Source organism: Neoroseomonas soli (assembly GCF_018129065.1).
GTDB lineage: Bacteria > Pseudomonadota > Alphaproteobacteria > Acetobacterales > Acetobacteraceae > Neoroseomonas > Neoroseomonas soli.
In genome coordinates, this window is the sequence record NZ_JAAEDM010000073.1 from 1 (window position 1) to 24,133 (window position 24,133).

Here is a 24,133-nt window from a genome sequence, read left to right on the forward strand (position 1 = left end):
GCCACCGCCGCCGGCGCGGTGCGGGCGGCGACCGGGCGGGTCGGTGAGGCGGTGGCCGCGCGCGACGCCTCGGGGCGGCGCGAGGGGGCGTTGGCTTCGGCCGACACTGCGGGCAGGGCCGCCAGGGGCAGGATGAGGCCGAGCAGCCTCAGGGCGCCAGGTCGTTGCGACGGCATGGGAGGCTGATGGACCGGGTTGCGGCGCCGGGTCAAGCACGCGGAGGTTGAACATCGCTCTGCCCGCCGGGATGTGACGGCGCTGCAACGGAGTCCGAGGCCCCGGCCCGGGGCGTGGATGGACAAGCGCGCACGGGATTGCGAGGCTCCGCGCCAACCAGACGCCAGAGGAAGCGCCATGACCCATCTGTTCCGCAGCGCCGTCGCGCGCCGCGCCCTCATTGCAGCACCGCTGCTCGCGCCTGCGCTCGTCAGGGCGCAGGGCGCATGGAAGCCGTCGCGGCCGGTCACCGTGATCGTGCCTTTCGCGGCCGGGTCCGGCACGGATACCGTGTCGCGGCTGCTCGCCTCCCTGCTTGAACAGGAATGGGGCATCCAGGCGGTGGTGGAGAACAAGCCCGGCGCCAATGGCGCGATCGCTGCCGTCGCCACAGCCCGCGCGGCGCCCGACGGGCACACGATCATGGTCACCACGAACAGCCCCCACGGCGCGACGCCGGCGCTGATGAAGCGGCCGACCTACGATGCGGTTGCCGACTTCTCGCCGCTTTGCCGCATGGGCACCTACATCTTCGTCTTCGCGGTGAATGAGCGGGTGCCGGCGCGGACGATGCAGGAATTCCTCGCGCTCGCGAAAGCGCAGCCCGGGCGCATGACCTGCGCCTCCGGCAATACGACCGGGGTCGTCGGCGCGGCCATGCTCAACGCCATCGGCGGCGTGGAGGTGACGCACGTGCCTTACCGGTCCTCCCCGCCGGCGATGACCGACGTGATCGCCGGGCGCGTCGATTCCATGTTCGCCGATGTCGCCGCGTCCCGCGCCTTCCTGACTGAAGGGAAGTTGCGGCCGCTCGGCATCACCTCGGCGCGGCGCACGCCGCTCTTTCCCGACTGGCCGGCGTTGTCGGAGGTCGGGCTGCCGGGCTTCGAACTGCTTTCCTTCATGGGCGCGGTCGGGCCGGCGCGGATGCCGGAGGAGATGGTCGCCGGCTGGAACGCCGCCATCCGCAAGGTCTGGGAGCGCGACGAGACGGCGCGGCGCCTGGGCGAGTTCGGCATCGAGCGGGTGACCTCCACCCCGGCCGAATTCGGCACCTTCATTCGCCAGCAGGTGGAATTCTGGGGGCGGCAGGCCCGCGCCGCCGGCATCGAGCCGGAATGATGCGTCGCGAAGCGGGGCCGGGCGGCCCCGCTTCGCCACCCCCGCCCGGTCTGCAATTTGCGCAGGCACAAGCCGGCCCATGCAAAGTCATCATGCCGGAGTTCCGGGCATTGCCCTTGTCGTTGCGGTTCCGTGGCACGATAAATTCAGCACGCGCGCAGAAAGGGAGGCCGCGCGTCACGTCCGAAAGGGGACCCGACATGACCGTTTCCACCCGTACCCAGAGCGCGGCGCTTGCGCGTACCCTGGAAGAAATCGCCGCAGGCGGCCTCGCGGCGCGCATCCGCCTGGAACTGGCAGCCCGCGTGCTCGTGACCGCGCGTCGCGCCGCCGAACTCGCAGCGTCCGGCGCGCTGCGCCTGCCGCCCGTCACCAGCGGGTCGGCGCAGGCCGTCACCGAGATCGCCCGCCATTGGGATGCGTCCGCCGTGACCGCCTTCGAATACGCCGAGACGCTGCCCGAAGCCGCGCTCGAGCGCCTGCTGCGCGCTGCCCCCGCCTGGGCGGCCGCCTTCGCCGGCCTGACCGCGCCGGATCGCCTGGCAGCCTGAAAGGCTTGATGCGGATGCCCGGCGCGGATGCGCCGGGTGTTCGATCGCACCATCCGCGCTATACCCGCATGGCATCGACAGAACGGGATGGCGAGATGGCAACGAGCGGCGCGAGCCGAGGCGGGGCGTCCAATGGACCGCGCCGCGTGCTGCTGCTGACGGGGGCGTCCCGCGGCATCGGGCATGCCACAGTGAAGCGGTTCTCCGCTGCGGGCTGGCGCGTCATCACCGTGTCCCGCCATCCCTTCCCGGAGCAGTGCCCCTGGGAGATGGGGCCCGAGGACCACATCCAGCTCGACCTGACCGATCCGGCCGCCACCGAGGCGGCGGTGGCCGAGATCAAGGCGCGGCTCGGGCCCAACGAGGGCCGGCTGGACGCGCTGGTGAACAATGCGGCGATCTCGCCGAAGGGGCCCGGCGGCTCGCGGCTCGGCTCGCTTGAGATGGACCTCGAAGGCTGGCTGCGCGTCTTCCGCGTCAACTTCTTCGCCCCGGTGCTCCTGGCGCGCGGGCTGGTGGAGGAGTTGCAGAAGGCGAAGGGCTCGGTGGTGAACGTCACCTCGATCGCCGGCGGCCGCGTGCATCCCTTCGCGGGCGTGGCCTATTCCACATCCAAGGCGGCGCTGGCGGGGCTGACGCGGGAAATGGCGAACGACTTCGCGCCGCTCGGCATCCGCGTGAATGCGATCTCGCCGGGGGAGATCGACACCTCGATCCTCTCCCCGGGCACGGAAAAGATCGTGCGGGAGCAGATCCCGATGCGCCGCCTCGGCCGGCCGGAGGAGGTGGCGCAGGCCATCTACTTCCTCTGCACCGAGGCCTCGTCCTACGTGAATGGGGCGGAACTCCACATCAACGGCGGGCAGCATGTCTGATTGTGCATCAGGCGCCGGCGCGCGCGTCCGCGCGCTTGGCTTGCGCGCCGTGGGCTGTCGCGCCGGCGGCTGAGGCTGGTCTGGGCGCGGTCGCGCTTCGCGCTCCCGGATCGGGGCGGGGCCCCGATCCGCAGGGTGTCCGCGCGGGATGCTGGCGGCGGGTTGCCGTTGTCAGCGTTGCTCGGCGCCAAGGAAGGACAGCACGACGTCGTTGAATGCCGCGGGGTTGTCCCCCTGCATGCTGTGCGCCGCATTCGGGATGGTCACGCGCCGCGCGCCGGGAATGGTCCGTTCCATCGCATCGAGGATGCGGACGAATTGCGGCTGCGTCTTTGCGCCGCCGACCAGCAGGGTGGGCAGGCGGATCGCCTCGGCTTCCGCCTTCGCGTAGGGCTTCCGCTGCTCATTGATCTGGCCGAGCAGCGTGGTCGCGTTGTCGCGGTTCACCGCCTTGCGCGCCTCGGACCGCTTCTGCCAGGCGCCGGGGCCGCCGGTGTGCTCGGCCACGACGGTCAGGCCTTCCTCGGCCTTGCCCTCGGCGATCAGCGCGGCGGCCTTGGCGAAGGCCGCGCCCTGCACGCCCGCCGGCGGCGCTCCGCCGAGGCTTTCGTCCAGTTCCCCGCCGGGCTCGCAGAGCACCAGCGCGGAGAGCAACTCCGGATGATGCTGCGCGACGCGGAAGGCGATGTGCCCGCCGCGCGAATGGCCCACCAGCCGCACCGGGCCGGCGCCCAGCGCCCTGATGAAGCCGGCGACGTCCGCGGTGTGGCGGGCGATGGTGAAGTCACCGCCTTCCTCCCACTTTCCCGGCCAGCAATGCCGCATGCTGAGCGCGATGGCGCGGAACCGCTCCCCGAAGGGCACCATCTGCGCCGCCCAGGACCGCTGGTCGCCGAGCGTGCCGTGGATCATCACCACGGGCGGGCCGCTGCCCTGTTCGGCATAGGCGATCGGGTAGCCGTCGACGGTCAGGCTGGGCATGGCGTTTCCTTGGTTCTTTCCGCTCAGGCGCGGGCGGCGTCGATCAGCGACCGGAAGCGGCGCACCACCGCGGGCAGCCCTTCGAAGACGCTCTGCGAGATGAGGAAGTGGCCGATGGAGACCTCGCTCACCTCGGGGAAGGCGGCGATGGGGCCGACGGTTTCGTAGGTCAGGCCGTGGCCGGCGTGGCAGAGCAGCCCGGCCGCCTTCGCGGCTTCCGCACCGGCCTTCAGGCGCGCCAGTTGCGCCGGGCGGTTCCCGACCGGGCCCTCGGCGTAGGTGCCGGTGTGCAGTTCGATCGCCAGCGCGCCGAGGCGCGCCGCGGCCTCGATCTGGGCGGGGTCGGCCTCGATGAAGATGGAGACGCGGACATCGGCGGCACGCAGGCGGGCGATGGCTTCCTTCAGGAACGGCGCGGCGCGCAGCACGTCCAGCCCGCCTTCCGTCGTCAGTTCCTGCCGCTTTTCCGGCACCAGGCAGCAATAGGGCGGGCGGATGCGTTCGGCGAAGGCAACCATTTCCTCGGTCGCGGCCATCTCGAAGTTGAGCGGTGCTGCGATCTCGGCGCGGACGCGCTCCACGTCGCGGTCGCGGATGTGGCGGCGATCCTCGCGGAGGTGGACCGTGACGCCGTCGGCGCCCGCTTCCACGGCGATGCGGGCGGCCTCGACCGGGCAGGGGAATGCGCCGCCGCGCGCATTGCGCAGCGTCGCGACGTGATCGACGTTCACCGAAAGATCGAGATGCTTCATGCGGTTCCCCGTGCGCGGGCGAGTTCGGCCGCGAGGCGGATCGCGGCGATGAGCGATGACGGATCGGCGCGCCCCGTGCCCGCGATATCGAGCGCCGTGCCGTGGTCCGGGCTTGTCCGCACGATGGACAGGCCGAGCGTGACATTCACGCCGCCCGCCATGTCGAGCGTCTTGATCGGGATCAGCGCCTGGTCGTGATAGAGGCAGATCGCCGCGTCGTAGGTCGGGCGCGCGAGTGCGGTGAACATCGTGTCCGGCGGCAGCGGGCCGCGCGCGTCGATGCCTTCCGCGCGCAGCATGGCGACGGCGGGGGCGACGATGTCGATGTCCTCGCGGCCCATGGTGCCGGCCTCGCCGGCATGCGGGTTCAGGCCCGCGACGGCGAGGCGCGGCCGCGCGATGCCGAATTCCTCGCGCAGCGCGCGCGCGGTGATGCGCGCGGTCTCGGCAATGAGTTCGGGTGTCAGGCGCGCGATGGCCTTGGCCAGTGCCTCATGCACCGTCACGGGCACCACGCGCAGGTCCGCGCTCGCGAGCATCATGATCGGCGGCACGCCCGTCCCGGCGATCTCGCCGAGATATTCGGTATGGCCGGGGTGCCTGAATCCGGCGGCGGTGAGCGTCGCCTTCTGGATCGGGTTGGTCACAACGCCGGCCGCGCGGCCCGCCTTGCAGAGGTCCACCGCCCCGGAGATGGCGGCGATCACGGCCGGCGCATTGGCGGTGTCCGGCTTCCCCGCCACGGACGCGCGGGGCAGGGGGCGGTGCAGGACGGGCAGCGCGTCGGGGAAGACGGCGGCGGCTTCCTCGGGTGCGGCGATGGCGCGCACGGGGACGGCGAAGGGCCGTGTCGCGTCGTCGATCAGGAAGAACAAGGGACCGGTCGCGCGGAGGGCGGACCAGGCGCCGGCGGCGATCTCCGCGCCGATGCCGGCGGGTTCTCCCATGGTGAGGGCGAGAGGGCGCATCGCCTTCGCGTTTACGGCCTGTCGTCCTTCCTGGCGAGGGCTTGCGACGGAACAAGCCGCGCCGCGCCGGGCGTGCTAGACGCCGCGCATGGAATTCCTGGCGAACTGCCTGCATGACCTGATGGCGCTCGGCCCAGGCGGTGTGCCGGCGGTGATGGCCGCGCTGTTCCTCGCGGGCCTGGCGGGCGGCGTGACGCATTGCGCGGGGATGTGCGGGCCCTTCGTCATCGCCCAGGCGGCGGCCTTGGCGGATCGGACGGCGGCCGGCGGATGGATGGCGCGGCTCTCGGGCGCGGCGCTGCTGCCATATCACCTGGGGCGGATGATCGGCTACGGCGCGCTCGGCGCCGGGGCGGGCGGGGTCGCGGGGGTGGTGGCCTTCGGCACCGGGTTCCGCTTCCTGCTGGCCGCGCTGCTTGCGGTGGCGGCGGTCCTGATGTTCGCGCAGGCCTCGGCCCGGATTGCGGCGCTGCTGCCGCGGCTTCCGGCGCCGCGACTGCCGGCGGGACTCGACAGGCGCCTCGGGGCGCTGCTCGCCGCGCCGACCGGGCTGCGTGGCGTGGCGCTGGGACTGATGCTCTCGGCGCTGCCCTGCGGGCTGCTCTACGGCGCCCTGGCCGGGGCGGCGGCGACGGGTTCGGCGCTCGGCGGCGCTCTGGCCATGGCGGCCTTCGTCGCGGGGACGGTGCCCGCGCTCGTGGGCGTGGCGCTGCTCGGGCGCTTCTTCGGGCGGCGGGCCGGGCCGGGGATGCGGGCCGCCGGCGCGGCGCTGTTCGCCATCAACGGCGTGATGCTCGCCGCCATGGCGCTGCGCGTCGCGACCTGACGACGTTCCCTTCCTCCTTCCGCACCGGTACTGGAACGGGTGGTGCCGCCGAATCGGGAACGGAGGGGAGCTTGAGCGAGACTGCAGGCCCGGCGCCCCCGCGGCTCGCGGTCGTGGCGTTCGCGGCGACCGTTGCCGTCTCGGCGGCGCTGCTCTTTGCGGTGCAGCCGATGCTCGGCAAGGTGCTGCTGCCGGCCTATGGCGGCGGCGCCGCGGTCTGGACGGCGGTGATGTTGTTCTTCCAGATCGGGCTGCTTGCCGGCAGCGGGCTCTTCCACGCGGTCTCCACGCTGTTCGGAGGCGGGGCCGCGGCGGCCGTGCATCTCTGCCTCGCCGTGCTGGGCGTGCTGCTGGTTCCGGTCGTTCCGGTGGCGCGGGAGACCGGCCTCGGGCCGACCATCGACGTGCTCGCGACGCTTGCCGCCGCCTATGGACCCGTGGTGCTGGTGCTCGGGGCGAATGCGGCGGCGCTGCAAGCCTGGTACGCGCGGGCGGTGGGGCAGGCACCGTGGTGGCTCTACGCCGTCAGCAACGCAGGCAGCTTCTTCGGGCTGCTGGCCTATCCGCTGCTGATCGAATCCGCCTTCACGCTGCACGAACAGGGCGCGCTCTGGGTGCGGGCCTTCGCGGTCTGCGCGGCGGGGCTCGCCGCCTGCGCCTGGATGGCACTCCGCCGCCCCGCCCGCCGAGCCGAGGGCGGTTCAGGGACGCCGGTCCTGCGGCTCGACTGGCTGATCCTCGCCGCCTTGCCGTCGAGCCTGCTGCTCGGCGTGACCGAGCACATCACGGTGGTGGTGGCGCCCCTGCCGATGCTGTGGGTGCTCCCGCTGGCGGCCTACCTGGCAAGCTGGATCCTCGCCTTCGCGCATCCGGAGGGCGCGGCGCGCTGCGGCCGCCTGATGGTCATGGCGCTCTGCCTGCCGGTGCTGTTCGAGTTCCAGCAGCCGGTCATCAGCATCGAGTTGCCGGCCCTCGCCGTGGCGCTGCATGTTGCCGGGCTGCTCGGGGCCGGGCTGATGGCGCACGGGATGCTTGCCCAGCGCCGCCCGCCGGCGGCGACGCTGACCGGCTTCTACCTCAATCTGTCCCTGGGCGGGGCGATCGGCGGGCTGGTCAATGCGGTGGTGGCGCCGCTGCTGTTGGACCGAGCGATCGAGTACCTGTTCGTCTTCGGCGCGCTCCTTCTGCTCGTGCCGGTCGGCCGGGACCGCGGGGCGAAGGTGATCTGGGGGCTGATGGCCGCCCTCGTCGCCTTTTCCCCCTATCTGGCGCCGCGGCGCGACGGGACCTTGGTGGCCCATGCGCGCGACTTCTATGGCACGGTCACCGTGATCGACACGGCGGGGCAGCGGCAGATGGCCCATGGCCGCACCGTGCACGGCTTCGAATGGCTCGATCCGGCGCGGCGGCTCGAACCCTCGAGCTACTATCACCGCGATGCCGGCGCCGGGCGGCTGATCACGACCATGCTCGAGTTGCGGCCCTTGTCTGCGCCGCCGATGAACGCCGTGCTGGTCGGCCTCGGGCCCGGGACCATGGCCTGCTATGCGTCGGACCGTTTCCGCCCGACCTTCGTCGAGATCTCGCCCGCCGTCGTCGCCAGCGCGCAGCGGTGGTTCGGCTTCCTGTCGGGCTGCGGCAGCCCGCCGGTCGAGATCGGCGACGGAAGGCTGCGCCTGCTGGCCCGGCCGCCGGGCTCGATCGACCTGATCGTCATCGACGCCTATTCCGGCGTCTCCATCCCCGTGCACATGGCGACGGCCGAGGCGACGGCGCAATTCCTCGACAGGCTCGCGCCCGGGGGCGCGATGACCGTGCATGTCAGCACTCCGCATTTCGACCTCGCGCCACTCGTCGCCGCGGCGGCGCGGGAGGCGGGCGCGCGCGCCCTGATGCTCGAAAGGGTCGTCGAGAACGTGCCGTCGAGCTGGATCACGGTGACGCGGGACGAGGCGCTGTCGCGGCGCCTGGCGGATGAGGGCTGGGCCCCCATCCCGCCTGCCGCGCGCCCCTGGCGCGACGACCGCTGGGATCTGCTGTCGGCGATCCGGCGCTAGACCAGATCCCGATCAGGTCGAATCACCTGATCGGGTGAAGATGCTCGCAAAAACAAAGGCCTGGAGCGGTGTTCGTGAGCCGAGGCGAACAGAGACCGCTCAGGCTTTCACCAAATCGCGGTAGGCATGCCAGGTCGCATGTCCGACCAGCGGAACGACCAGCGTCAGGCCGAGGAAGAACGGCACCATCGCCATGGCCGTGAAGACCACGATCAGCCCGGCCCAGAACACCATCGCGCCCGGGTTGGCGATCACGGTGCGGATGGACACGATGATCGCCTCGAACGTCGAAACCTGCCGGTCCACCAGCATCGGGATCGAAACGGCCGAGATCGCGAAGGCGGCCGCCGCAAAAACCGCGCCCACGCCCGTGCCGACGATCAGGAAAGGCAGCAGCATCGGCGAGCGCAACATCGCCAGGGGGATTTGTTCCAGGGTCGGGGTGAAGTTGAACCCGAACATCAGCATGAAGGTCAGCGCCGCGATCTGCACCCACCAGAGATGCAGAAACAGCAGTGCCATCCCCATGAAGGCGAGTTGCACGCTGTTGCGTGTGAAACCACCCATGCAGGCGGCGATGGTGACGGGCTTGCCCTGCTCCCGCAGCCGGGACGCCTCGTAGAGGCCCGCGGCCAGCAGCGGCGAGACGATGAAGAAGCCGGCCGAGGCGGGCAGGATGGCCCAGGCGGTCTGCGCCCAGATCAGCAGCAGGGTCAGCGCCCAGCCTGCCAGCGCCAGCGCGCCGCCATAGAAGAATCCGAGATGCGGCATGGCCATCAGGTCGCGCCAGCCGGCGGTCAGCCAGACCCAGGGCCGGTCCGGCGAGACCGTGTTGACGAGCGTGCCGCTGGGAACGGTATCCACTTGGCTGGTCATGGCGATCGTTTCCTCCGCCGACAGTGTAACGGCTCGCTGGCAATGTTGCACCCAGGTGTGCTGCGGTGCAGAGGGACTTGATCCGGATCAAGGACGCGTCGCAGGGGCGGGGCTTGTTTCCCGGCAACGGTGGGCGTCGCGAATCCCGGCGCGTCGCCAAGGTAAGGAGAAATTGGTCGTGGCAGCAGCAACCGCAATCGCCGCCCTGGCTCCGGGGCAGGCCTCGAGGGCGGGGGAGGTGACCTATGTCGAGGGCCCGATCCGCGCCTTCGCCATAGCCACCGTCTTCTGGGGCGTGGTCGGCTTCCTCATGGGGGTCGTGATCGCGACGCAGCTGGCGGCCCCGCTGCTGAACCTCGACCTGGAATGGACCACCTTCGGGCGGCTGCGTCCCCTCCATACCAGCGCGGTGATCTTCGCCTTCGGCGGCAACGCGCTGTTCGCCACCAGCCTGTACATCGTGCAGCGAACGTGCCGCGCCCGGCTCTTCGGCGGCGAGGATGCGGGCTGGTTCCTGTTCTGGGGCTACCAGTTCTTCATCGTCATGGCGGCGCTGGGCTATGTTCTCGGCATCACGCAGAGCAAGGAATACGCCGAGCCCGAGTGGTTCGTGGACCTGTGGCTGACCCTCGTCTGGGTCATCTACCTGGTCGTCTACGGCGGCACGATCGTGAAGCGCGAGGAGCCGCACATCTTCGTGGCGAACTGGTTCTACCTCGCCTTCATCATCACCATCGCCGTGCTGCACATCGGGAACAACATCTCGATCCCGGTCAGCCTCTTCTCCTCGCATTCCTATTCCGCGCCCTCGGGCGTGCAGGGGGCGATGATCCAGTGGTGGTACGGCCACAACGCGGTGGCCTTCTACCTGACCGTGCCCTTCCTCGCGATGATGTACTACTTCATCCCGAAGCAGGCGGACCGGCCGATCTATTCCTACCGCCTGTCCATCGTCCATTTCTGGACGCTGATCTTCATCTACATCTGGGCCGGGCCGCACCACCTGCACTACACCGCGCTGCCCGACTGGGTGCAGGTGCTCGGCATGGTGTTCAGCGTCGTGCTGTGGATGCCGTCCTGGGGCGGCATGATCAACGGTCTGATGACGCTGTCGGGCGCATGGGACAAGCTGCGGACCGATCCGGCGCTGCGCTTCTCGGTCGCCGCCGTCGGCTTCTACGCCATGGCGACCTTCGAAGGGCCGGTGATGTCGATCCGGGCGGTGAACGGGCTGTCCCACTACACCGACTGGACCATCGGGCACGTGCATTCCGGCGCGCTCGGCTGGAACGGCTTCATCACCTTCGGCGCGCTGTACTTCCTGTTCCCTGTGTTGTGGCGGAAGAAGGCGATCTGGAGCCAGAAGCTGATCGAGTGGCACTTCTGGCTCGCGACGCTCGGCATCGTCTTCTACATCACCGCGATGTGGGTCTCCGGCATCATGCAGGGGCTGATGTGGCGGGCCTACGATGAGCTCGGCTTCCTCCAGTACTCCTTCGTGGAGACGGTCGAGGCGATGCACCCCTACTACGTGATCCGGACGCTGGGCGGCCTGCTCTACCTCACCGGCGGTCTGCTCATGGCCTACAACCTGTGGAAGACGGTGACGAGCGGTGAGGCGGCCGAACCCGCCCCCGCCGCGGTGCCTGCTTCCGCCATCGCCTCCCCGGCGGAATAAGGAGAGACACGCCATGTTCCGCTGGCTTCGCGACCACGGCATCATCGAGCGCAACGTCGTGCTGATGGGCGTGCTGACGCTGATCACCGTCTCCATCGGCGGCCTGGTGCAGATCGTGCCCCTGTTCGCCGTGGAGACCACCATCGAGCGCGTCTCGGGCGTGCGCCCGTACACGCCGCTCGAGCAGATGGGCCGCGACATCTACGTGCGGGAAGGCTGCTACACTTGCCATTCCCAGATGATCCGCCCCTTCCGCGACGAGCTGGAGCGCTACGGGCACTTCAGCCTCGCCGCAGAGAGCATGTACGACCACCCCTTCCAGTGGGGCTCCAAGCGCACGGGGCCGGACCTCGCGCGCGTGGGCGGCCGCTACTCGGATGACTGGCACGCGGCGCATCTGCGCTCCCCGCGCGCGCTGGTGCCGGCCTCGGTCATGCCGCCCTATGCCTTCCTCGACCGTCCGCTCGAATACACGGACATCCAGGACCGGCTGCGGGCGCTGCGGATGGTCGGCGTCCCCTACACGGACGAGATGATCGCCAATGCGCGGGCCGACCTCGAGGCGCAGGCGCGCCCCGATGCCGACCCCGGCGCCTACCAGGGCCGCTACGCCCGCGCCCGCCAGGCCGCCTTCGACGGCGATCCGAACCGGATCACCGAGATGGACGCGCTGGTGGCCTACCTGCAGATGCTCGGGACGCTCGTGGACTTCCGCGACGTGACCCCGGCGCAGCTGCGCCAGCCGTGAGGGGGACGCCATGCAGGCCCTGATCGACACGCTGCCCCTGTTCCGGACCCTCTGGGTCGTGTGGTTCTTCGTCCTCTTCCTCGGGATGCTGTGGTTCGTCCTGCGGCCGTCGAAGAAGACCTACTACGAGGCACAGGCCGACATTCCCCTGCGGGACCGGGAAGGTCCCGCCCGCGGCACACGCTGAGGAGCATCCCTGGATGCCGACCAAGATCGAGAAGGACAGCCTGACCGGGCGGGAAACCACCGGCCATGAATGGGACGGGCTGAAGGAACTGAACACGCCGCTGCCGAAGTGGTGGCTCTGGACCTTCTACGCGACGATCGTCTGGGGGATCGCGTGGGTGATCATCTACCCCTCCGTCCCCGGCTGGCGCGGGACCTCGGGCTGGATCGCCCGCGAGGCCGTCGTCGCCGACGTGGCCCAGGCGCAGGCCCGCACCGAACCGATGCTCGCTCGGCTGCGGGAGGCGACGCCGGCGCAGATCGTGGCAGACCCGGAGATGCGCAACTTCGCCATTGCCGGCGGCCGCGTCGCCTTCGGCAACAACTGCGCCGGCTGCCACGGCGCGGGTGGGCAGGGCGCGCAGGGCGGCTTCCCCTCGCTCGCCGACGACGACTGGATCTGGGGCGGGACGCTGGAAGCCATCCAGCAGACCATCCGCCACGGCATCCGTTCGAACGAGAGCGACGAGCAGCGCCAGAGCCAGATGCCGCGCTTCGGCGCCGACGGGCTGCTGACCGCGGCGCAGGTCGGCGACGTGGCGGAGCACGTGCTCGCCCTGTCCAACCGCGCGACCGACCAGGCCGCGGCGGGCCGGGGGGCCACGATCTTTGCGGAGCAGTGCGCGTCCTGCCATGGCGAGCAGGGCGAGGGAAACCGTGAACTCGGCGCGCCGCGCCTGACCGACCAAGTCTGGCTCTACGGCAGCACGAAGCGCGATATCGTCGCCATGATCAACAACCCACGCGCCGGCGTCATGCCTGCCTGGGGCCAGGGCCGGCTCGACCCCGCCACCGTCAATATGCTGACTGTCTACGTGCATTCCCTCGGGGGAGGGGAGTAAGTCTCCTCGCCCCGGCGAGCCGGAGCAGACATGAGCAACATCGAAGCACCGCACCGCGCCAAGGCGGACCGCCCGGTGGAGGCCCCCGCCTCCGCCGAGGCGCAGCCGCTCTATGCCTCGCGCCAGAAGGTCTACCCGAGGCGTGTCTTCGGGCCGGTCCGCTCGGTGAAGTGGGCGGTGCTCATGTTCTGCCTGGCGCTCTACTACATCGTTCCGTGGCTGCGATGGGACCGCGGCCCGGGCATGCCGGACCAGGCCGTGCTGGTGGACATGGCCAATGCGCGCCTGTTCTTCTTCTGGATCGAGATCTGGCCGCAGGAGATCTACTTCCTGGCCGGCGCGCTGATCCTCGGCGCCTTTGCGCTCTTCGCCGTCTCCTCCCTGTTCGGGCGGCTGTGGTGCGGCTTCACCTGCCCGCAGACGGTCTGGACCGACCTCTTCATGCTCGTGGAGGGCTGGATCCAGGGCGACCGCAATGCGCGGATGAAGCTCGACCAGGGGCCGAAGAACGCCAACTACTGGGTCCGCAAGGGCCTGACCCATGCGGTCTGGCTCGCGATCGCCGCGGCGACCGGCGGCGCCTGGGTGATGTACTTCGTCGATGCGCCGACCGTGAGCATGGAGATCCTGACCGGCCAGGCCAGCATCGAGGTCTATTTCTTCTTCGGCCTCTTCTCCGGCTTCACCTACCTGCTCGCCGGCTGGGCGCGGGAGCAGGTCTGCACCTACATGTGCCCCTGGCCGCGCTTCCAGGCGGCGATGCTGGACGAGAACTCCCTCGTCGTGACCTACCGCGACTGGCGGGGCGAGCCGCGCGGCAAGGCGAAGGCGGAAGGCGTCGGCGACTGCGTGGACTGCTACGCCTGCGTCCATGTCTGCCCGACCGGCATCGACATTCGCGACGGGCAGCAGCTCGAATGCATCGGCTGCGGGCTCTGCGTCGATGCCTGCGACAACGTCATGGCCAAGCTCGGCCGGCCCAAGGGGCTGATCGCCTTCGAGACGCTGAAGAACCTCGCCGCCAGCGAGGCCGCGGCCGCCGGCATGGCGCCGGGGCCGGAACGGCAGAAGGCCGGCATGGCCGCGCGCGACGTCCCGCGCTTCCTGCGCCCGCGCACCATGATGTATGCCGGGGCGATCGGGACGGTGACGCTGGTGATGCTCGGCGCCTTCCTGCTGCGCTCGACGCTGGACGTGACGGTGCTGCGGGACCGCGCGCCGCTCTTCGTGCGCCTGTCCGACGGCTCCATCCGCAACGGCTACACGATCAAGATCGTGAACAAGCGGCGGGAGGAGACGCCGCTGCTGCTCGCCCTGCGGGCCCCGGAGGGCTTCCGCGTGGTGGTCCAGGATGCCGATGCCGATGCCCAGGGGCGGCCGCTGCTCACCCGCCGCGCCGACGGCATCACGCAGTACCGCGTGCTCCTCACCGCGCCAAACGGCGCGCGGCTGCCGGAATCCACGCCGATCACCTTCCGCCTGCTGGAGCCCGACGGGCGCGAGGTGGCGAGCCAATCCAGCAGCTTCGTGGGACCGAGATCATGAGTGCTTCCATGAACAGCCCGACATACGATCCGAAGCGCGGCCGCTGGATTCCCTGGGTCTTCGCCGGGGGGTTGCTGCTGGTCGTCGTGGTCAACATGGTGCTGGTCTATTTCGCGACCTCCACCTTCAGCGGCGTCACCGTCCCGCGCTCCTACGAGCGTGGCCGCGGATACGAGCAGGTGATCGCCGAGGCCGCGCGGCAGGACGCGCTGGGCTGGAGCGCCGAGGTCTCGCTCTCCGGCGGCGCGCTGCGCGTGGCCGCGACCGACCGGGAAGGCCGCCCCATCTATGGCCGCGTCGAGGGCGTGCTGCTGCGGCCGCTCGACGGGACGGAGATCCCGCTCGCCTTCAACGCCACGGGCAGCGGCCGCTGGGCCGCCGAGGTCGTGCCGCCGCGCCCTGGCCTGTGGGAAGCGCGACTGACCCTCTTCGGCCCGAATGAAACGCCCTTCGACATCCGCCAGCGGGTCATGGCGCAATGAGTCTGATCGGCCGCGCCGAACCGCTCGTCCCGAGCGCCGTCAGCGCGGCCGCCTGCGCGCATTGCGGCGCGCCGCTCGCCGCGGGGCAGCACCGCTTCTGCTGCACGGGCTGCGAGGGTGCGCATGCGCTGGTCGCGGGCCTCGGCCTCGATGCCTTCTACCGGCGGAGGGAGACGGAGGCCGGCGCTCTGCGGCCGGAGGAGACGGCCCCGGGGCTCGACCTCGCACCCTTCGTCACCACGGACCGCGACGGCACGCAACGACTGGAACTGCTGCTCTCCGGCCTGACCTGCGGCGCCTGCGTCTGGCTGGTGGAGCAGGCGCTGGCGGCCGAGCCGGACGTGCTCTCGGCACGGGCCTCGCTGACGGCGCGCCAGCTTACCGTGACCTGGCGCGGGGAGGCGGCGCGGGCGAACGATGTCGTGGCGTTGCTCGCGCGCCTGGGCTTCCGCGCGGCGCCCTGGTCGCCTGCCTGCCTGCGCGCGACGGAGGACGCCGAAGGGCGCGAACTCACCCTCGCGCTCGGCGTCGCGGCCTTCGGCTCGATGAACGTCATGCTGGTCTCGGTCGCCGTCTGGGTGGGCTGGGACATGGGGCCGGCGCTGCGGCATGCGCTGCACTGGCTCGCGGCGATGATCGGCCTGCCGGTGGTGCTGATCGCCGGCATGCCTTTCTACAGGTCGGCCTGGACCGCGATCCGCGCCGGACGGCCGAGCATGGACCTCGCCGTTTCGCTCGGCGTGCTCGCCACGACGGCGATGTCGCTGTCGGAGACGCTGCGCAACGGCCCCTACACCTGGTTCGACGGCGCGACGATGCTGCTGGCGCTGCTGCTCGCGGGGCGCGTCTTCGACCGCGCGGCGCGGCGGCGGGCGCGGCAGTCGGTGGCGGAACTGCTGGCGCTGCAGGAAGGCGTCGTCAGCCGCCTCCTGCCGGATGGACGGATGGAGGCGGTGCCGGCGGAGAACATCGCCGCCGGCGACCGCGTGCTGGTGGCCGCCGGCGAGCGGCTGCGCCTGGACGGCGTGGCGGATGCCGATGCGCTGCTCGATGCCGCAGCCACGACGGGCGAGAGCGTGCCCCGCACCTTCGCCGCCGGCGACAGCCTGCCGGCGGGCGCGGTGAACATGGGCGCGGCCTTCGCGATGATGGTGACGGCGGCGGCGAAGGACGGCTCGCTCGCCGCCATGGCGCGGCTGCTGGAACGCGCGGAGCAGGCCAAGGGCCGCTTCGTCGCCATCGCCGACCGGGCATCCCGCTACTACGTGCCGGTGGTTCATGCGGTCGCGGCCCTGACTTTTCTCGGCTGGTGGGGGCTGCTCGACGCCCCCTGGCAGGTCGCGCTGGTGAACGCGGTCTGCGTGCTGCTCATCACCTGCCCCTGCGCGCTGGCGCTCGCCGTGCCGGCGGTGCAGGTCGTCGCGGTGGGCGCGTTGTTCCGGCGCGGCGTGCTGGTCACCTCCGCCACCGCGCTGGAGCGGCTGGCGAGTGCCGACCACGCCGTGCTCGACAAGACCGGCACGCTGACCGAGGGCCGGCCGGTTCTGGTCCCGGAAGGGCAGGATGCGGGCACGCTGCGACGCGCGGCGGGGATGGCGCGGGCGTCGCGGCACCCGCTCGCCCAGGCGCTGGCGCGCGCCTGCCCCGACGCGGCGCTTGCCGAGGGCGTGCGCGAGGTGCCGGGGCAGGGGCTGCTGGCCGGCGAGGCGCGGCTCGGCTCCCCGGCCTTCTGCGGCCTCGGGCCGTCGGCCGACGGCATGACGATGGTGTTCCGCGACGGCGATGGCGCCCCCGTCGCCTTCCGCTTCGCCGATCGCATGCGCGATGACGCGCCGGCGGCTGTCGCGGCGCTGAACGGGCTTGGCCTGCCCGCGGAACTGCTCTCCGGCGACGGGGAGGGCGCGGTCGCGAGCCTGGCCCGGCGGGCCGGCATCCCGGCCTGGCGTTCCAGTGCGGACCCGGTGGCCAAGCAGGCGCGCATCGAGGCGCTGAAGGCCGAGGGCCGCCATCCGCTGATGGTCGGCGACGGGATCAACGACGCCGCCGCGCTCGCCGCCGCGCATGTCTCGGCGAGCCCGGCAGGGGCGACCGATCTGGCGCAGACCGCGGCGGACCTGGTGCTGCAGCGCGAGGGCCTGGCCGCGCTGCCGGCCGCGATCCGCGTCGCCCGCCGCGCGCAGGCGATAGCCCGGCAGAACATCGGCTTGTCGCTGACCTATAACGTGTTCGCCGTGCCGGCGGCGGTGGGCGGGCTGGTCACGCCGCTGATCGCGGCGCTGGTCATGGCCGCCTCCTCGATTGTCGTCGTGCTGAATGCGCTGCGGGCGGGGAAGGAGTAGGCGGATGGATTCGCTCTTCCTGCTGGTGCCGATCTCGCTATTCCTGGGGCTCCTCGGGCTGGGGGGGTTCCTCTGGGCGCTGCGGACGCGCCAATACGACGACCTCGACGGTGCGGCTTCCCGCATCCTCTTCGACGACGATCATCCCCGAAAGGAGACGCCGAAATGACGGGTTCCCGCTTGTTCTTCATGGTGCTGTACGGCGTGGTCGCGCTGCTGGGCCTGTTCATGGCGGCTGGTGCGCGCGATGTCGGCATCTCCATCTTCGGCTGGGGCATGCTGCTGTTCGGGGTGCTGAACATCTTCAACGCCATCAAGGTGCATTTCGACGAGGCCGAGGCGCGGCACTGATACCGCTCGGCGCATCTGCTGCCCGGTACCAGGGTCGTGGTTTCGCGCGCTGCCGCCCCACCGGCCCCGCGCGCCATACCCTTCGCCTTGCCGGTGATGCGATCATCGGCAAGGCCCGGCGGAATGACACCGCACGCGCGGCCGAAGGGCGGCCCGAGGCAAGGCCTCGGGCCGGGAGAGCCCATGCGCGGCCGCGCCCAGACCAATCGCGGTTGCCAGCACGCCAGCGCATGGCGGGAAGCCAAGCCGGCCGGATGGCCGGCGCCCGGCGTCTGAGGGCCTGAATCAGGGCGCCGGCGAGAGCACCCGCTTCAGGCAGCGCAGCGTGAAGGCCGTGCGCGTGTGGCGCACGCCGGGCAGGCGGTAGATCTTCTCCCGCAGCAGGCGTTCGTATCCCGCCGTGCCGCCGACGGCGATCTTCAGCACGTAGTCGTATTCGCCGGCCACGAGCCAGGCTTCCAGCACCTCCGGCATCACCTGCACCGTTTCCTCGAAGCGGCGCAGGCTGTCATCGTCGTGACGTTCCATCATCACTTCCACGAAGACCGTGTCCGGCAGGCCGAGCGCGGCCTGGTCGAGCAGCGCGTGGTAGCCCTCGATCACGCCGGCCTGTTCCAGCCGCTTCACCCGCGTCCAGCAGGGGGATGGCGAAAGGCCGACCTCCTCGGCCAGTTCGGCATTGGTCAACCGCGCCCGGCGGGAGAGCGCGCGGAGGATTCGGCGGTCGGTGGCGTCCATCCCAGAAGGATGTTCCGTATTCTCGGCGCTGCACAACAGAATTCGGAACAAATCGCCGCCTGGACTGGTCCAGCATCCTGCCATTGGCAGAACCCCGGGGACCGCCCAACATGACCCTCATGGGCAGCATCATCAGGCCGGACGCGACACTCGAGGAACGCTGGGACGCCACGGGCGGTCCGGTCTTGCTGACAGGCACCCAGGCGCTGGTGCGCCTGCCGATGCTGCGGCAGGAGATGGACGCCGCGCTCGGCTGGAAGACCGGCGGCTTCATCTCGGGTTATCGGGGTTCGCCGCTCGGCGCCTTCGACCGGGAACTCGCGCGCCAGCAGAAGCGGCTCAAGGCGCATGACATCGTCTTCCAGCCTGGGCTGAACGAGGACCTCGCCGCGACCGCCATCTGGGGCACCCAGCAGGTGGGCCTGACGCCTGGTGGGCGCGTCGATGGCGTCTTCGCCATCTGGTACGGCAAGGGGCCGGGGGTGGACCGCTCCGGCGACGTGCTGCGGCACGCCAATTCCGCTGGCACCGCGCCCAAGGGCGGCGTGCTGGCGCTGGCGGGGGATGATCCGTCCTCCAAGTCCTCGACCATCACCTCGGGCTGCGAATACGCCTTCATGGATGCGGAGATCCCGCTCCTCGATCCGTCCGACGTGGGGGAGGTGCTGGAATTCGGGCTGAAGGGGATCGCGCTGTCGCGCTTCGCCGGCACCTGGGCGGGCATGAAATGCGTCGCGGACACCATGGACGCGTCGATGACCGTGCTGCTCGATCCGGCGCGCTACGCGACGCGGGATCCGCAGGGGCTGCCGCTGCCGCCTGACGGGCTGCACATCCGCCTGACGGACAATCCCATCGCGCAGGAGGAACGCCTGCGGCACTTCAAGCTGCCGCACGCGGTGGCCTTCGCGCGGGCCAATGGTTTCGACCGGATCGTGCTGGATGGGCCACGCGCCCGCTTCGGCATTGCCGTGCGCGGCAAGGCCTATGCCGTGTTCCGCCAGGCGCTGGAGGAAGCGGGCATCTCCGACGCCTTCGCGCGCGAGAACGGCCTGCGGATCTGGAAGGTCGGCCTGGCTTGGCCGATGGACGCCGAGGCCGCGCGCGCCTTCGCCGAGGGGCTGGAGGAGATCCTCGTCATCGAGGACCGCCGCCCCGTGCTGGAATGGCAGTTGCGCGACGCGCTGTTCCACGCGCCGGTGCGCCCGCGCGTGACGGGCAAGAAGGACGAGAACGGCCGCCCGCTGATCTCGGACCTGACGGAACTCGATGTCGGGCAGATGCTGCGCGCGCTCGCCGCCCGGCTGCCGGAGGCGCTGCGCACCGACCGCCTGCGCGCACGCATCGCGGAACTCGATGCGCTCGCCGCCGCGCAGGAAATGCCGCTGCATCTGCGCGACCCGTATTTTTGCCCGGGCTGCCCGCACAACACCTCGACGAAGATCCCCGAGGGATCGCGCGCGCTGGCCGGCATCGGCTGCCACTATTTGGCGCGGTTCATGAACCGCAACTCCGACGCCTTCACCCAGATGGGTGGCGAGGGCATGCCCTGGATCGGCCAGGCGCCCTTCACCACGGAAGAGCATGTCTTCGCCAATATCGGCGACGGCACCTGGGGCCATTCGGGCAGCCTGACGGTGCGCTTCGCCGTGGCCGCCAAGGCCAACATGACCTTCAAGGTGCTGGTCAACAGCGCGGTCGCCATGACCGGCGGGCAGACGCCCGAAGGCGAGATCGACGTCCCGCATATCGCCGCCCAACTCCACGCCGAGGGCGTGGAGCGCATCGAGATCGTCTCCGACGACGAGGACCGCCACAAGGGCAACCCGCTGATCCCGGCGGGGACGGGCTTCCATCACCGCTCCGAACTGGAGGCGGTGCAGAAGACGCTGCGCGACGTGAAGGGCGTGACGGCGATCATCTACGACCAGGAATGCGCCACCGAGCGCCGCCGCAAGCGCAAGCGCGACCTGGCGCCGAAGGCCGAGCGTCGGGTCATGATCAATCCCCGCGTCTGCGAGGATTGCGGCGATTGCTCGCGCGCGTCGAACTGCCTCGCGGTGGAGCCGGTGGAGACGGAGTTCGGCCGCAAGCGCAAGATCGACCAGTCGGCCTGCAACCAGGACCTGTCCTGCATCAACGGCTTCTGCCCGTCCTTCGTGACGCTGGTCGGCGCGAAGCCTGCCGAGCACCACGTCGCGGCATCCGGCGCCGCGCCGCCGGAACCCACGCGCCCCGAGGTGCAGGGCGAGGCGTGGAACCTGCTGATGGCCGGCGTGGGCGGGCAGGGGGTATCGTCGCTGGCGGCGATCCTGGCGCAGGCGGCGCATCTGGAAGGGCGGCCGGTGCGGAGCCTGGATTTCCTTGGCCTCGCGCAGAAGGGCGGCGGCGTCTATGCGCAGTTGCGGATCGGCGCAGCCGGGGCGGCGCCTGACTCCATCGCGGGTGCGCGCATCGGCGCCGGGTCGGCGGACCTGCTGATCGCGGCGGACATGGTGGTGGCGCATGGCCGGACGGCGCGGCCGATGCTCGGCCCGTCGCGCACGGCGGCGGTGGTGAATGCGGACCTCGCGCCGACGGCGCAGTTCGTGAAGGATACCTCAACCCGCTACCGTGCCGCCGAGATGCTGGAGAGCATCCGCCACGCCTGCCGCGACACCATCGCCCTGCCCGGCGCGACGCGCGTCACCGAGGAACTGGGCGACGCGGTCTATATCAACGTCTTCCTGCTCGGCATCGCGTATCAGCGCGGGCTGGTGCCGCTGTCGGCGGAAGCCATCGAGCGCGCGCTGGAACTCAACGGCGCGCAGGTGGCGCTGAACAAGGAAGCCTTCGCCCGCGGCCGCGCCGCCGCGCTGGAGGACCTGCAACCGCCCGCGCACGCCGCCGAGACTCTGGATGCGCTGGTCGCCCGCCGCGTCGCTGACCTGACGGCTTACCAGAATGCGCGCTATGCGGCGCCCTATGCGGATTTCGTCGCGAAGGTGCGCGCCGCCGAGCAGGCTGCGCTGCCGGGCGAGGAACGCCTCTCCCGCGCCGTCGCGACGCAGTTGCATCGGCTGATGGCCTACAAGGACGAGTACGAGGTGGCGCGGCTGCACTCCCTGCCGGAGTGGCAGGATGCGCTGGCGCGCGGCTTCACCGGCACGCAGCGGGTCGAGATGCACCTCGCGCCGCCGGTGTTGGCGAAGGCCGACCCGGCGACGGGCGTTCCGGCGAAGCGCCGCTTCGGGCCCTGGATGCTGACGGCGATGGGGTGGCTGCGGCACGGAAAGGTGCTGCGCGGCACCTCCTTCGACCCCTTCGGCCGCACCGGGGAACGCCGGACGGAGCGCGCCCTGCCGGCGGAGTTCCGTGGCGGGGTGGAACGCTTCCTTGCGGCGCTGCCGGGCAGCCACGGCGTCGCCTGCGACTGGGCGGAAGCCTGGGCCGGCGTGAAGGGCTTCGGCCATGTGAAGGCGCGAAACCTCGGGGCGGTCCGTGCGCGCCTGGCAGGGATCGAGTCCCCCGCCGTCGCTGCGGAGTAGGCGACCGGCCCAAATCCCAAAGAAGGTTGAGGGGGGCGTGGGGGGAGAAGTTCTCTTCTCCTCCCACTCCGCTATCGTCCGCGCAGGGAGAGCCACGCCATGACCACTGCCTTCGACCTGCCCGAGGCCACGCGCGAACTGCAATCCGTCGCCCGCGACTTCGCCCGCGAGGTGATCGCCCCCAACGCCCTGCGCTGGGACGAGGAGCGCCACTTCCCGGTCGAGGAACTGCGCCAGGCCGCGCAACTCGGCATGGCCGCGCTCTACGTGCGGGAGGAATCCGGCGGCGCCGGCCTCACGCGCCTCGACGCCGCCGTGGTGTTCGAGGCGCTGGCGACCGGCTGCCCGACTTTCTCGGCCTTCCTGTCCATCCACAACATGGTCGCCTGGATGATCGACCGCTTCGGCAATGACGCACAGCGCGCGGAATGGCTGCCGGGGCTGATCACCATGGAGCGCATCGCCTCCTACTGCCTGACCGAGCCGGGCAGCGGGTCCGACGCCGCCGCGCTACGGATGCGCGCGGCGCGCGACAACGAGGGCTATGTGCTGAACGGCACCAAGCAGTTCATCTCCGGCGCCGGGGCCTCGGACCTGTATCTCACGATGGTTCGCACGGGCGGGGAGGGGCCGGGCGGCATCTCCGCCCTGCTGATCCCGAAGGAGACGCCAGGCCTCTCCTTCGGCGCGCATGAGCGCAAGATGGGCTGGAACGCCCAGCCGACGCGGCAGGTGATCCTGGAGGACGCGCGCGTACCGGCCTCCGCGCTGCTGGGGGAGGAAGGTCAGGGCTTCCGCTTCGCCATGGCGGGGCTGGATGGCGGGCGGCTCAACATCGCGGCCTGCTCGCTCGGCGGCGCGGAGGCGGCGCTGGAGATCGCGCTCGCCTACACGCAGGAACGCCGCGCCTTCGGCAAGGCGGTCTCGGACTTCCAGAACACGCAGTTCAAGCTCGCCGACATGCGGATCGAGCTGGAGGCATCGCGCGCCCTGCTCTGGCGCGCCTGCGCGAAGCTGGATGCACGGGCGCCGGATGCCACCGCCTTCTGCGCCATGGCCAAGCGCTTCGTCACCGACACCGGATCGCGCGTCGCCGACGAGGCGCTGCAATTGCTCGGCGGCTATGGCTACCTGGCGGATTACGGCATCGAGAAGATCGTGCGCGACCTCCGGGTGCACCGGATCCTGGAAGGCACGAACGAGATCATGCGCCTGATCCTCGCGCGACAGATGCTCGGGACGCGATAGCGCCTGATCCGCGGAGGCGGGATCGCTGGAGCGGTGAATCAGCCGCTCAAACACCGGCTGCAACGTGATCCACGAAGATGGATCACGCTACAGCGCGGGCGAGCGTCACGGCTTCTTCATCGGGCTGTCATCGGGGCATCGCGGACGGCGTGGCACCCGGCGGCTCCCCCGGATCGAGGAGTCGCCGATGATCGCCCGCCGCCTTGCGCTGACACTGCCCGCGCTCGCCCTGCTGCCCCGCGCCGCCGCCGCGCAGTCCGACTGGCGCGCCCAGGTGCCCGAGGTCCGCTTCGGCATGATCAGCGTCGAGAACGAGCGCGACGCGATCGCCCGCCTGCAGGGCTTCCAGGCCTACATGCAGCGCAGCCTCGGCGTGCCGGCGCGCGTCTTCCGCGGCTCCGACTACGCCGCGGTGGTCGAGGCGCTGCGCTCCAATCATGCCGAGGTCGCCTACCTCGGCCCGGCCTCCTACGGCCTCGCGCGCCGCGTGATGGGGGATCGCGTCGCGCCGATCTTCCGCTACGTCGATAACGAGGGGATGGAGGGCTACCACTCCGTCATGATCGTGAAGACCGACAGCCCGGTCCGCGCGCTGGAAGACATGCGCGGCCGCACCCTCGGCTTCGTCGATCCGAACAGCACCTCGGGCTTCCAGGTGCCGGGCTGGTTCCTGCGCCGCCAGGGGATGGACCCGGCGACCTTCTTCTCCCGCACCGGCTTCGCGGGCAGCCACGAGCAGGGCGTGATGGCGGTGATCAACGGCACCTACGACGCCGCGGTCGTCTCCTACTCCAACGAGCGGCGCAACACCTTCCAGCGCATGGTCGAGAAAGGGATGATCCAGGACGGCCAGCTGCGCGTGATCTGGCGCTCCCCGCTGATCCCGAACAGCCCGCTGGTCATGCGGACGGACCTGCCCGAGGGCCTGCGCCAGGCGTTGGTCGAGGCGATCGGCGCCATGCCGGAGCGCGACGCCGAGGCGTTCCGCCAGATGTCCTCCGGCGCGCGCGGCGTGGTGGCGGCGAAGCACGAGGACTACTCGGACATCATGGCGATCCTCGAGGAGAATGCCGCGCGGCGCCGCGAGCGGCGGTCCTGAATGGCGAGCGGCACCGTCCTTGCCGCCGAGGGGCGCTGGCGCGCGGCGCGGTCGCGGCGGCGGCGCGCGGTCGTGCTCGGCGGCGCG

The 24,133-nt window shown here is 70.9% G+C and carries 22 protein-coding genes; 17 read left to right on the plus strand and 5 right to left on the minus strand.

What is annotated here, in order from left to right; translation table 11 throughout:
* Window positions 1–354 precede the first annotated feature (354 nt).
* From GXW76_RS19980 to GXW76_RS19990, 3 genes are all read left to right on the plus strand, one after another.
* Window positions 355–1,338 carry a Bug family tripartite tricarboxylate transporter substrate binding protein gene (locus GXW76_RS19980; protein ID WP_211863865.1) on the plus strand — a complete coding sequence of 328 codons (984 nt, stop codon included), beginning with the start codon at window positions 355–357 and terminating at the stop codon, window positions 1,336–1,338.
* A gap of 200 nt (window positions 1,339–1,538) precedes the next feature.
* Window positions 1,539–1,889, plus strand: a complete 351-nt coding sequence (locus GXW76_RS19985; RefSeq protein ID WP_211863866.1) for a hypothetical protein — start codon at window positions 1,539–1,541, stop codon at window positions 1,887–1,889.
* A gap of 95 nt (window positions 1,890–1,984) precedes the next feature.
* Complete coding sequence (locus GXW76_RS19990; RefSeq protein WP_211863867.1) at window positions 1,985–2,764, plus strand: SDR family NAD(P)-dependent oxidoreductase; 780 nt, start codon at window positions 1,985–1,987, stop codon at window positions 2,762–2,764.
* 171 nt (window positions 2,765–2,935) lie between these two features.
* Here the strand turns inward: GXW76_RS19990 and GXW76_RS19995 are convergent, their stop codons facing one another.
* The 3 genes from GXW76_RS19995 to pdxA are packed head-to-tail and all read right to left on the minus strand — an operon-like array spanning window position 2,936 to window position 5,465.
* Window positions 2,936–3,745: an alpha/beta fold hydrolase gene (locus GXW76_RS19995; RefSeq protein WP_211863868.1), complete on the minus strand. Its 810-nt coding sequence runs from the start codon at window positions 3,743–3,745 to the stop codon at window positions 2,936–2,938.
* Window positions 3,746–3,768: 23 nt separating this feature from the next.
* Window positions 3,769–4,497 (minus strand): pyridoxine 5'-phosphate synthase, encoded by a 729-nt coding sequence (locus GXW76_RS20000; RefSeq protein ID WP_211863869.1) that lies wholly within the window; start codon window positions 4,495–4,497, stop codon window positions 3,769–3,771.
* Window positions 4,494–5,465 carry a 4-hydroxythreonine-4-phosphate dehydrogenase PdxA gene (pdxA, locus tag GXW76_RS20005; protein ID WP_211863870.1) on the minus strand — a complete coding sequence of 324 codons (972 nt, stop codon included), beginning with the start codon at window positions 5,463–5,465 and terminating at the stop codon, window positions 4,494–4,496. The genes GXW76_RS20000 and pdxA overlap by 4 nt, the downstream gene beginning before the upstream one ends.
* Before the next feature lie 88 nt (window positions 5,466–5,553).
* Between pdxA and GXW76_RS20010 the strand changes: the two genes are divergently transcribed.
* Window positions 5,554–6,291 (plus strand): urease accessory protein UreH domain-containing protein, encoded by a 738-nt coding sequence (locus GXW76_RS20010; protein WP_211863871.1) that lies wholly within the window; start codon window positions 5,554–5,556, stop codon window positions 6,289–6,291.
* 71 nt (window positions 6,292–6,362) lie between these two features.
* Complete coding sequence (locus GXW76_RS20015; RefSeq protein WP_211863872.1) at window positions 6,363–8,348, plus strand: polyamine aminopropyltransferase; 1,986 nt, start codon at window positions 6,363–6,365, stop codon at window positions 8,346–8,348.
* Between the two features lie 99 nt (window positions 8,349–8,447).
* On the opposite strand, the gene GXW76_RS20020 is transcribed toward GXW76_RS20015, so the two are convergent.
* Complete coding sequence (locus GXW76_RS20020) at window positions 8,448–9,224, minus strand: DUF2189 domain-containing protein (RefSeq protein ID WP_211863873.1); 777 nt, start codon at window positions 9,222–9,224, stop codon at window positions 8,448–8,450.
* Window positions 9,225–9,402: 178 nt separating this feature from the next.
* On the opposite strand from GXW76_RS20020, the gene ccoN reads away from it, so the two are divergent.
* Genes ccoN through GXW76_RS20065 form a run of 9 tightly spaced genes read left to right on the plus strand, consistent with a single transcriptional unit; the run spans window position 9,403 to window position 17,434 of the window.
* Window positions 9,403–10,902, plus strand: coding sequence for a cytochrome-c oxidase, cbb3-type subunit I (gene ccoN / locus GXW76_RS20025; RefSeq protein WP_456307113.1), 1,500 nt, complete (start codon window positions 9,403–9,405; stop codon window positions 10,900–10,902).
* 13 nt (window positions 10,903–10,915) lie between these two features.
* A complete protein-coding gene (gene ccoO, locus GXW76_RS20030; protein WP_211863874.1) occupies window positions 10,916–11,650 on the plus strand; it encodes a cytochrome-c oxidase, cbb3-type subunit II in 735 nt (244 codons plus the stop codon).
* A gap of 10 nt (window positions 11,651–11,660) precedes the next feature.
* Window positions 11,661–11,837, plus strand: coding sequence for a cbb3-type cytochrome oxidase subunit 3 (locus GXW76_RS20035; protein WP_246514550.1), 177 nt, complete (start codon window positions 11,661–11,663; stop codon window positions 11,835–11,837).
* Between the two features lie 13 nt (window positions 11,838–11,850).
* Window positions 11,851–12,717 (plus strand): cytochrome-c oxidase, cbb3-type subunit III, encoded by an 867-nt coding sequence (gene ccoP, locus GXW76_RS20040; RefSeq protein ID WP_211863875.1) that lies wholly within the window; start codon window positions 11,851–11,853, stop codon window positions 12,715–12,717.
* Window positions 12,718–12,747: 30 nt separating this feature from the next.
* Window positions 12,748–14,262 (plus strand): cytochrome c oxidase accessory protein CcoG, encoded by a 1,515-nt coding sequence (ccoG, locus tag GXW76_RS20045; protein ID WP_211863876.1) that lies wholly within the window; start codon window positions 12,748–12,750, stop codon window positions 14,260–14,262.
* Window positions 14,263–14,270: 8 nt separating this feature from the next.
* Complete coding sequence (locus GXW76_RS20050) at window positions 14,271–14,744, plus strand: FixH family protein (RefSeq protein WP_211863877.1); 474 nt, start codon at window positions 14,271–14,273, stop codon at window positions 14,742–14,744.
* A complete protein-coding gene (locus tag GXW76_RS20055) occupies window positions 14,741–17,083 on the plus strand; it encodes a heavy metal translocating P-type ATPase (protein WP_211863878.1) in 2,343 nt (780 codons plus the stop codon). Before GXW76_RS20050 ends, GXW76_RS20055 begins: the two co-directional genes overlap by 4 nt.
* Before the next feature lie 4 nt (window positions 17,084–17,087).
* Window positions 17,088–17,252 carry a cbb3-type cytochrome oxidase assembly protein CcoS gene (ccoS, locus tag GXW76_RS20060; RefSeq protein ID WP_211863879.1) on the plus strand — a complete coding sequence of 55 codons (165 nt, stop codon included), beginning with the start codon at window positions 17,088–17,090 and terminating at the stop codon, window positions 17,250–17,252.
* Complete coding sequence (locus GXW76_RS20065) at window positions 17,249–17,434, plus strand: hypothetical protein (protein WP_211863880.1); 186 nt, start codon at window positions 17,249–17,251, stop codon at window positions 17,432–17,434. The genes ccoS and GXW76_RS20065 overlap by 4 nt, the downstream gene beginning before the upstream one ends.
* 285 nt (window positions 17,435–17,719) lie before the next feature.
* Here GXW76_RS20065 and GXW76_RS20070 read toward each other — a convergent pair whose 3' ends face one another.
* Window positions 17,720–18,172 (minus strand): Lrp/AsnC family transcriptional regulator, encoded by a 453-nt coding sequence (locus GXW76_RS20070; protein ID WP_211863881.1) that lies wholly within the window; start codon window positions 18,170–18,172, stop codon window positions 17,720–17,722.
* Window positions 18,173–18,282: 110 nt separating this feature from the next.
* On the opposite strand from GXW76_RS20070, the gene GXW76_RS20075 reads away from it, so the two are divergent.
* From GXW76_RS20075 to phnD, 3 genes are all read left to right on the plus strand, one after another.
* Entirely contained in the window at window positions 18,283–21,699 is a 3,417-nt protein-coding gene (locus tag GXW76_RS20075; protein WP_246514551.1) for an indolepyruvate ferredoxin oxidoreductase family protein, read from the plus strand.
* Window positions 21,700–21,798: 99 nt separating this feature from the next.
* Entirely contained in the window at window positions 21,799–22,947 is a 1,149-nt protein-coding gene (locus tag GXW76_RS20080) for an acyl-CoA dehydrogenase family protein (protein ID WP_211863882.1), read from the plus strand.
* Between the two features lie 187 nt (window positions 22,948–23,134).
* Entirely contained in the window at window positions 23,135–24,046 is a 912-nt protein-coding gene (phnD, locus tag GXW76_RS20085) for a phosphonate ABC transporter substrate-binding protein (RefSeq protein ID WP_211863883.1), read from the plus strand.
* Window positions 24,047–24,133 lie beyond the last annotated feature (87 nt).

What these genes read in the sequence shown, in the direction of transcription:
- GXW76_RS19980 (WP_211863865.1), top strand. Translation starts at nt 355, where the DNA reads ATGACCCATCTGTTCCGCAGCGCCGTCGCGCGCCGCGCCCTCATTGCA.
- GXW76_RS19985 (WP_211863866.1), top strand. Translation starts at nt 1,539, where the DNA reads ATGACCGTTTCCACCCGTACCCAGAGCGCGGCGCTTGCGCGTACCCTG.
- GXW76_RS19990 (WP_211863867.1), top strand. Translation starts at nt 1,985, where the DNA reads ATGGCAACGAGCGGCGCGAGCCGAGGCGGGGCGTCCAATGGACCGCGC.
- GXW76_RS19995 (WP_211863868.1), bottom strand. Translation starts at nt 3,745, where the DNA reads ATGCCCAGCCTGACCGTCGACGGCTACCCGATCGCCTATGCCGAACAG.
- GXW76_RS20000 (WP_211863869.1), bottom strand. Translation starts at nt 4,497, where the DNA reads ATGAAGCATCTCGATCTTTCGGTGAACGTCGATCACGTCGCGACGCTG.
- pdxA (WP_211863870.1), bottom strand. Translation starts at nt 5,465, where the DNA reads ATGCGCCCTCTCGCCCTCACCATGGGAGAACCCGCCGGCATCGGCGCG.
- GXW76_RS20010 (WP_211863871.1), top strand. Translation starts at nt 5,554, where the DNA reads ATGGAATTCCTGGCGAACTGCCTGCATGACCTGATGGCGCTCGGCCCA.
- GXW76_RS20020 (WP_211863873.1), bottom strand. Translation starts at nt 9,224, where the DNA reads ATGACCAGCCAAGTGGATACCGTTCCCAGCGGCACGCTCGTCAACACG.
- ccoO (WP_211863874.1), top strand. Translation starts at nt 10,916, where the DNA reads ATGTTCCGCTGGCTTCGCGACCACGGCATCATCGAGCGCAACGTCGTG.
- GXW76_RS20035 (WP_246514550.1), top strand. Translation starts at nt 11,661, where the DNA reads ATGCAGGCCCTGATCGACACGCTGCCCCTGTTCCGGACCCTCTGGGTC.
- ccoP (WP_211863875.1), top strand. Translation starts at nt 11,851, where the DNA reads ATGCCGACCAAGATCGAGAAGGACAGCCTGACCGGGCGGGAAACCACC.
- ccoG (WP_211863876.1), top strand. Translation starts at nt 12,748, where the DNA reads ATGAGCAACATCGAAGCACCGCACCGCGCCAAGGCGGACCGCCCGGTG.
- GXW76_RS20050 (WP_211863877.1), top strand. Translation starts at nt 14,271, where the DNA reads ATGAACAGCCCGACATACGATCCGAAGCGCGGCCGCTGGATTCCCTGG.
- GXW76_RS20055 (WP_211863878.1), top strand. Translation starts at nt 14,741, where the DNA reads ATGAGTCTGATCGGCCGCGCCGAACCGCTCGTCCCGAGCGCCGTCAGC.
- ccoS (WP_211863879.1), top strand. Translation starts at nt 17,088, where the DNA reads ATGGATTCGCTCTTCCTGCTGGTGCCGATCTCGCTATTCCTGGGGCTC.
- GXW76_RS20065 (WP_211863880.1), top strand. Translation starts at nt 17,249, where the DNA reads ATGACGGGTTCCCGCTTGTTCTTCATGGTGCTGTACGGCGTGGTCGCG.
- GXW76_RS20070 (WP_211863881.1), bottom strand. Translation starts at nt 18,172, where the DNA reads ATGGACGCCACCGACCGCCGAATCCTCCGCGCGCTCTCCCGCCGGGCG.
- GXW76_RS20075 (WP_246514551.1), top strand. Translation starts at nt 18,283, where the DNA reads ATGACCCTCATGGGCAGCATCATCAGGCCGGACGCGACACTCGAGGAA.
- GXW76_RS20080 (WP_211863882.1), top strand. Translation starts at nt 21,799, where the DNA reads ATGACCACTGCCTTCGACCTGCCCGAGGCCACGCGCGAACTGCAATCC.
- phnD (WP_211863883.1), top strand. Translation starts at nt 23,135, where the DNA reads ATGATCGCCCGCCGCCTTGCGCTGACACTGCCCGCGCTCGCCCTGCTG.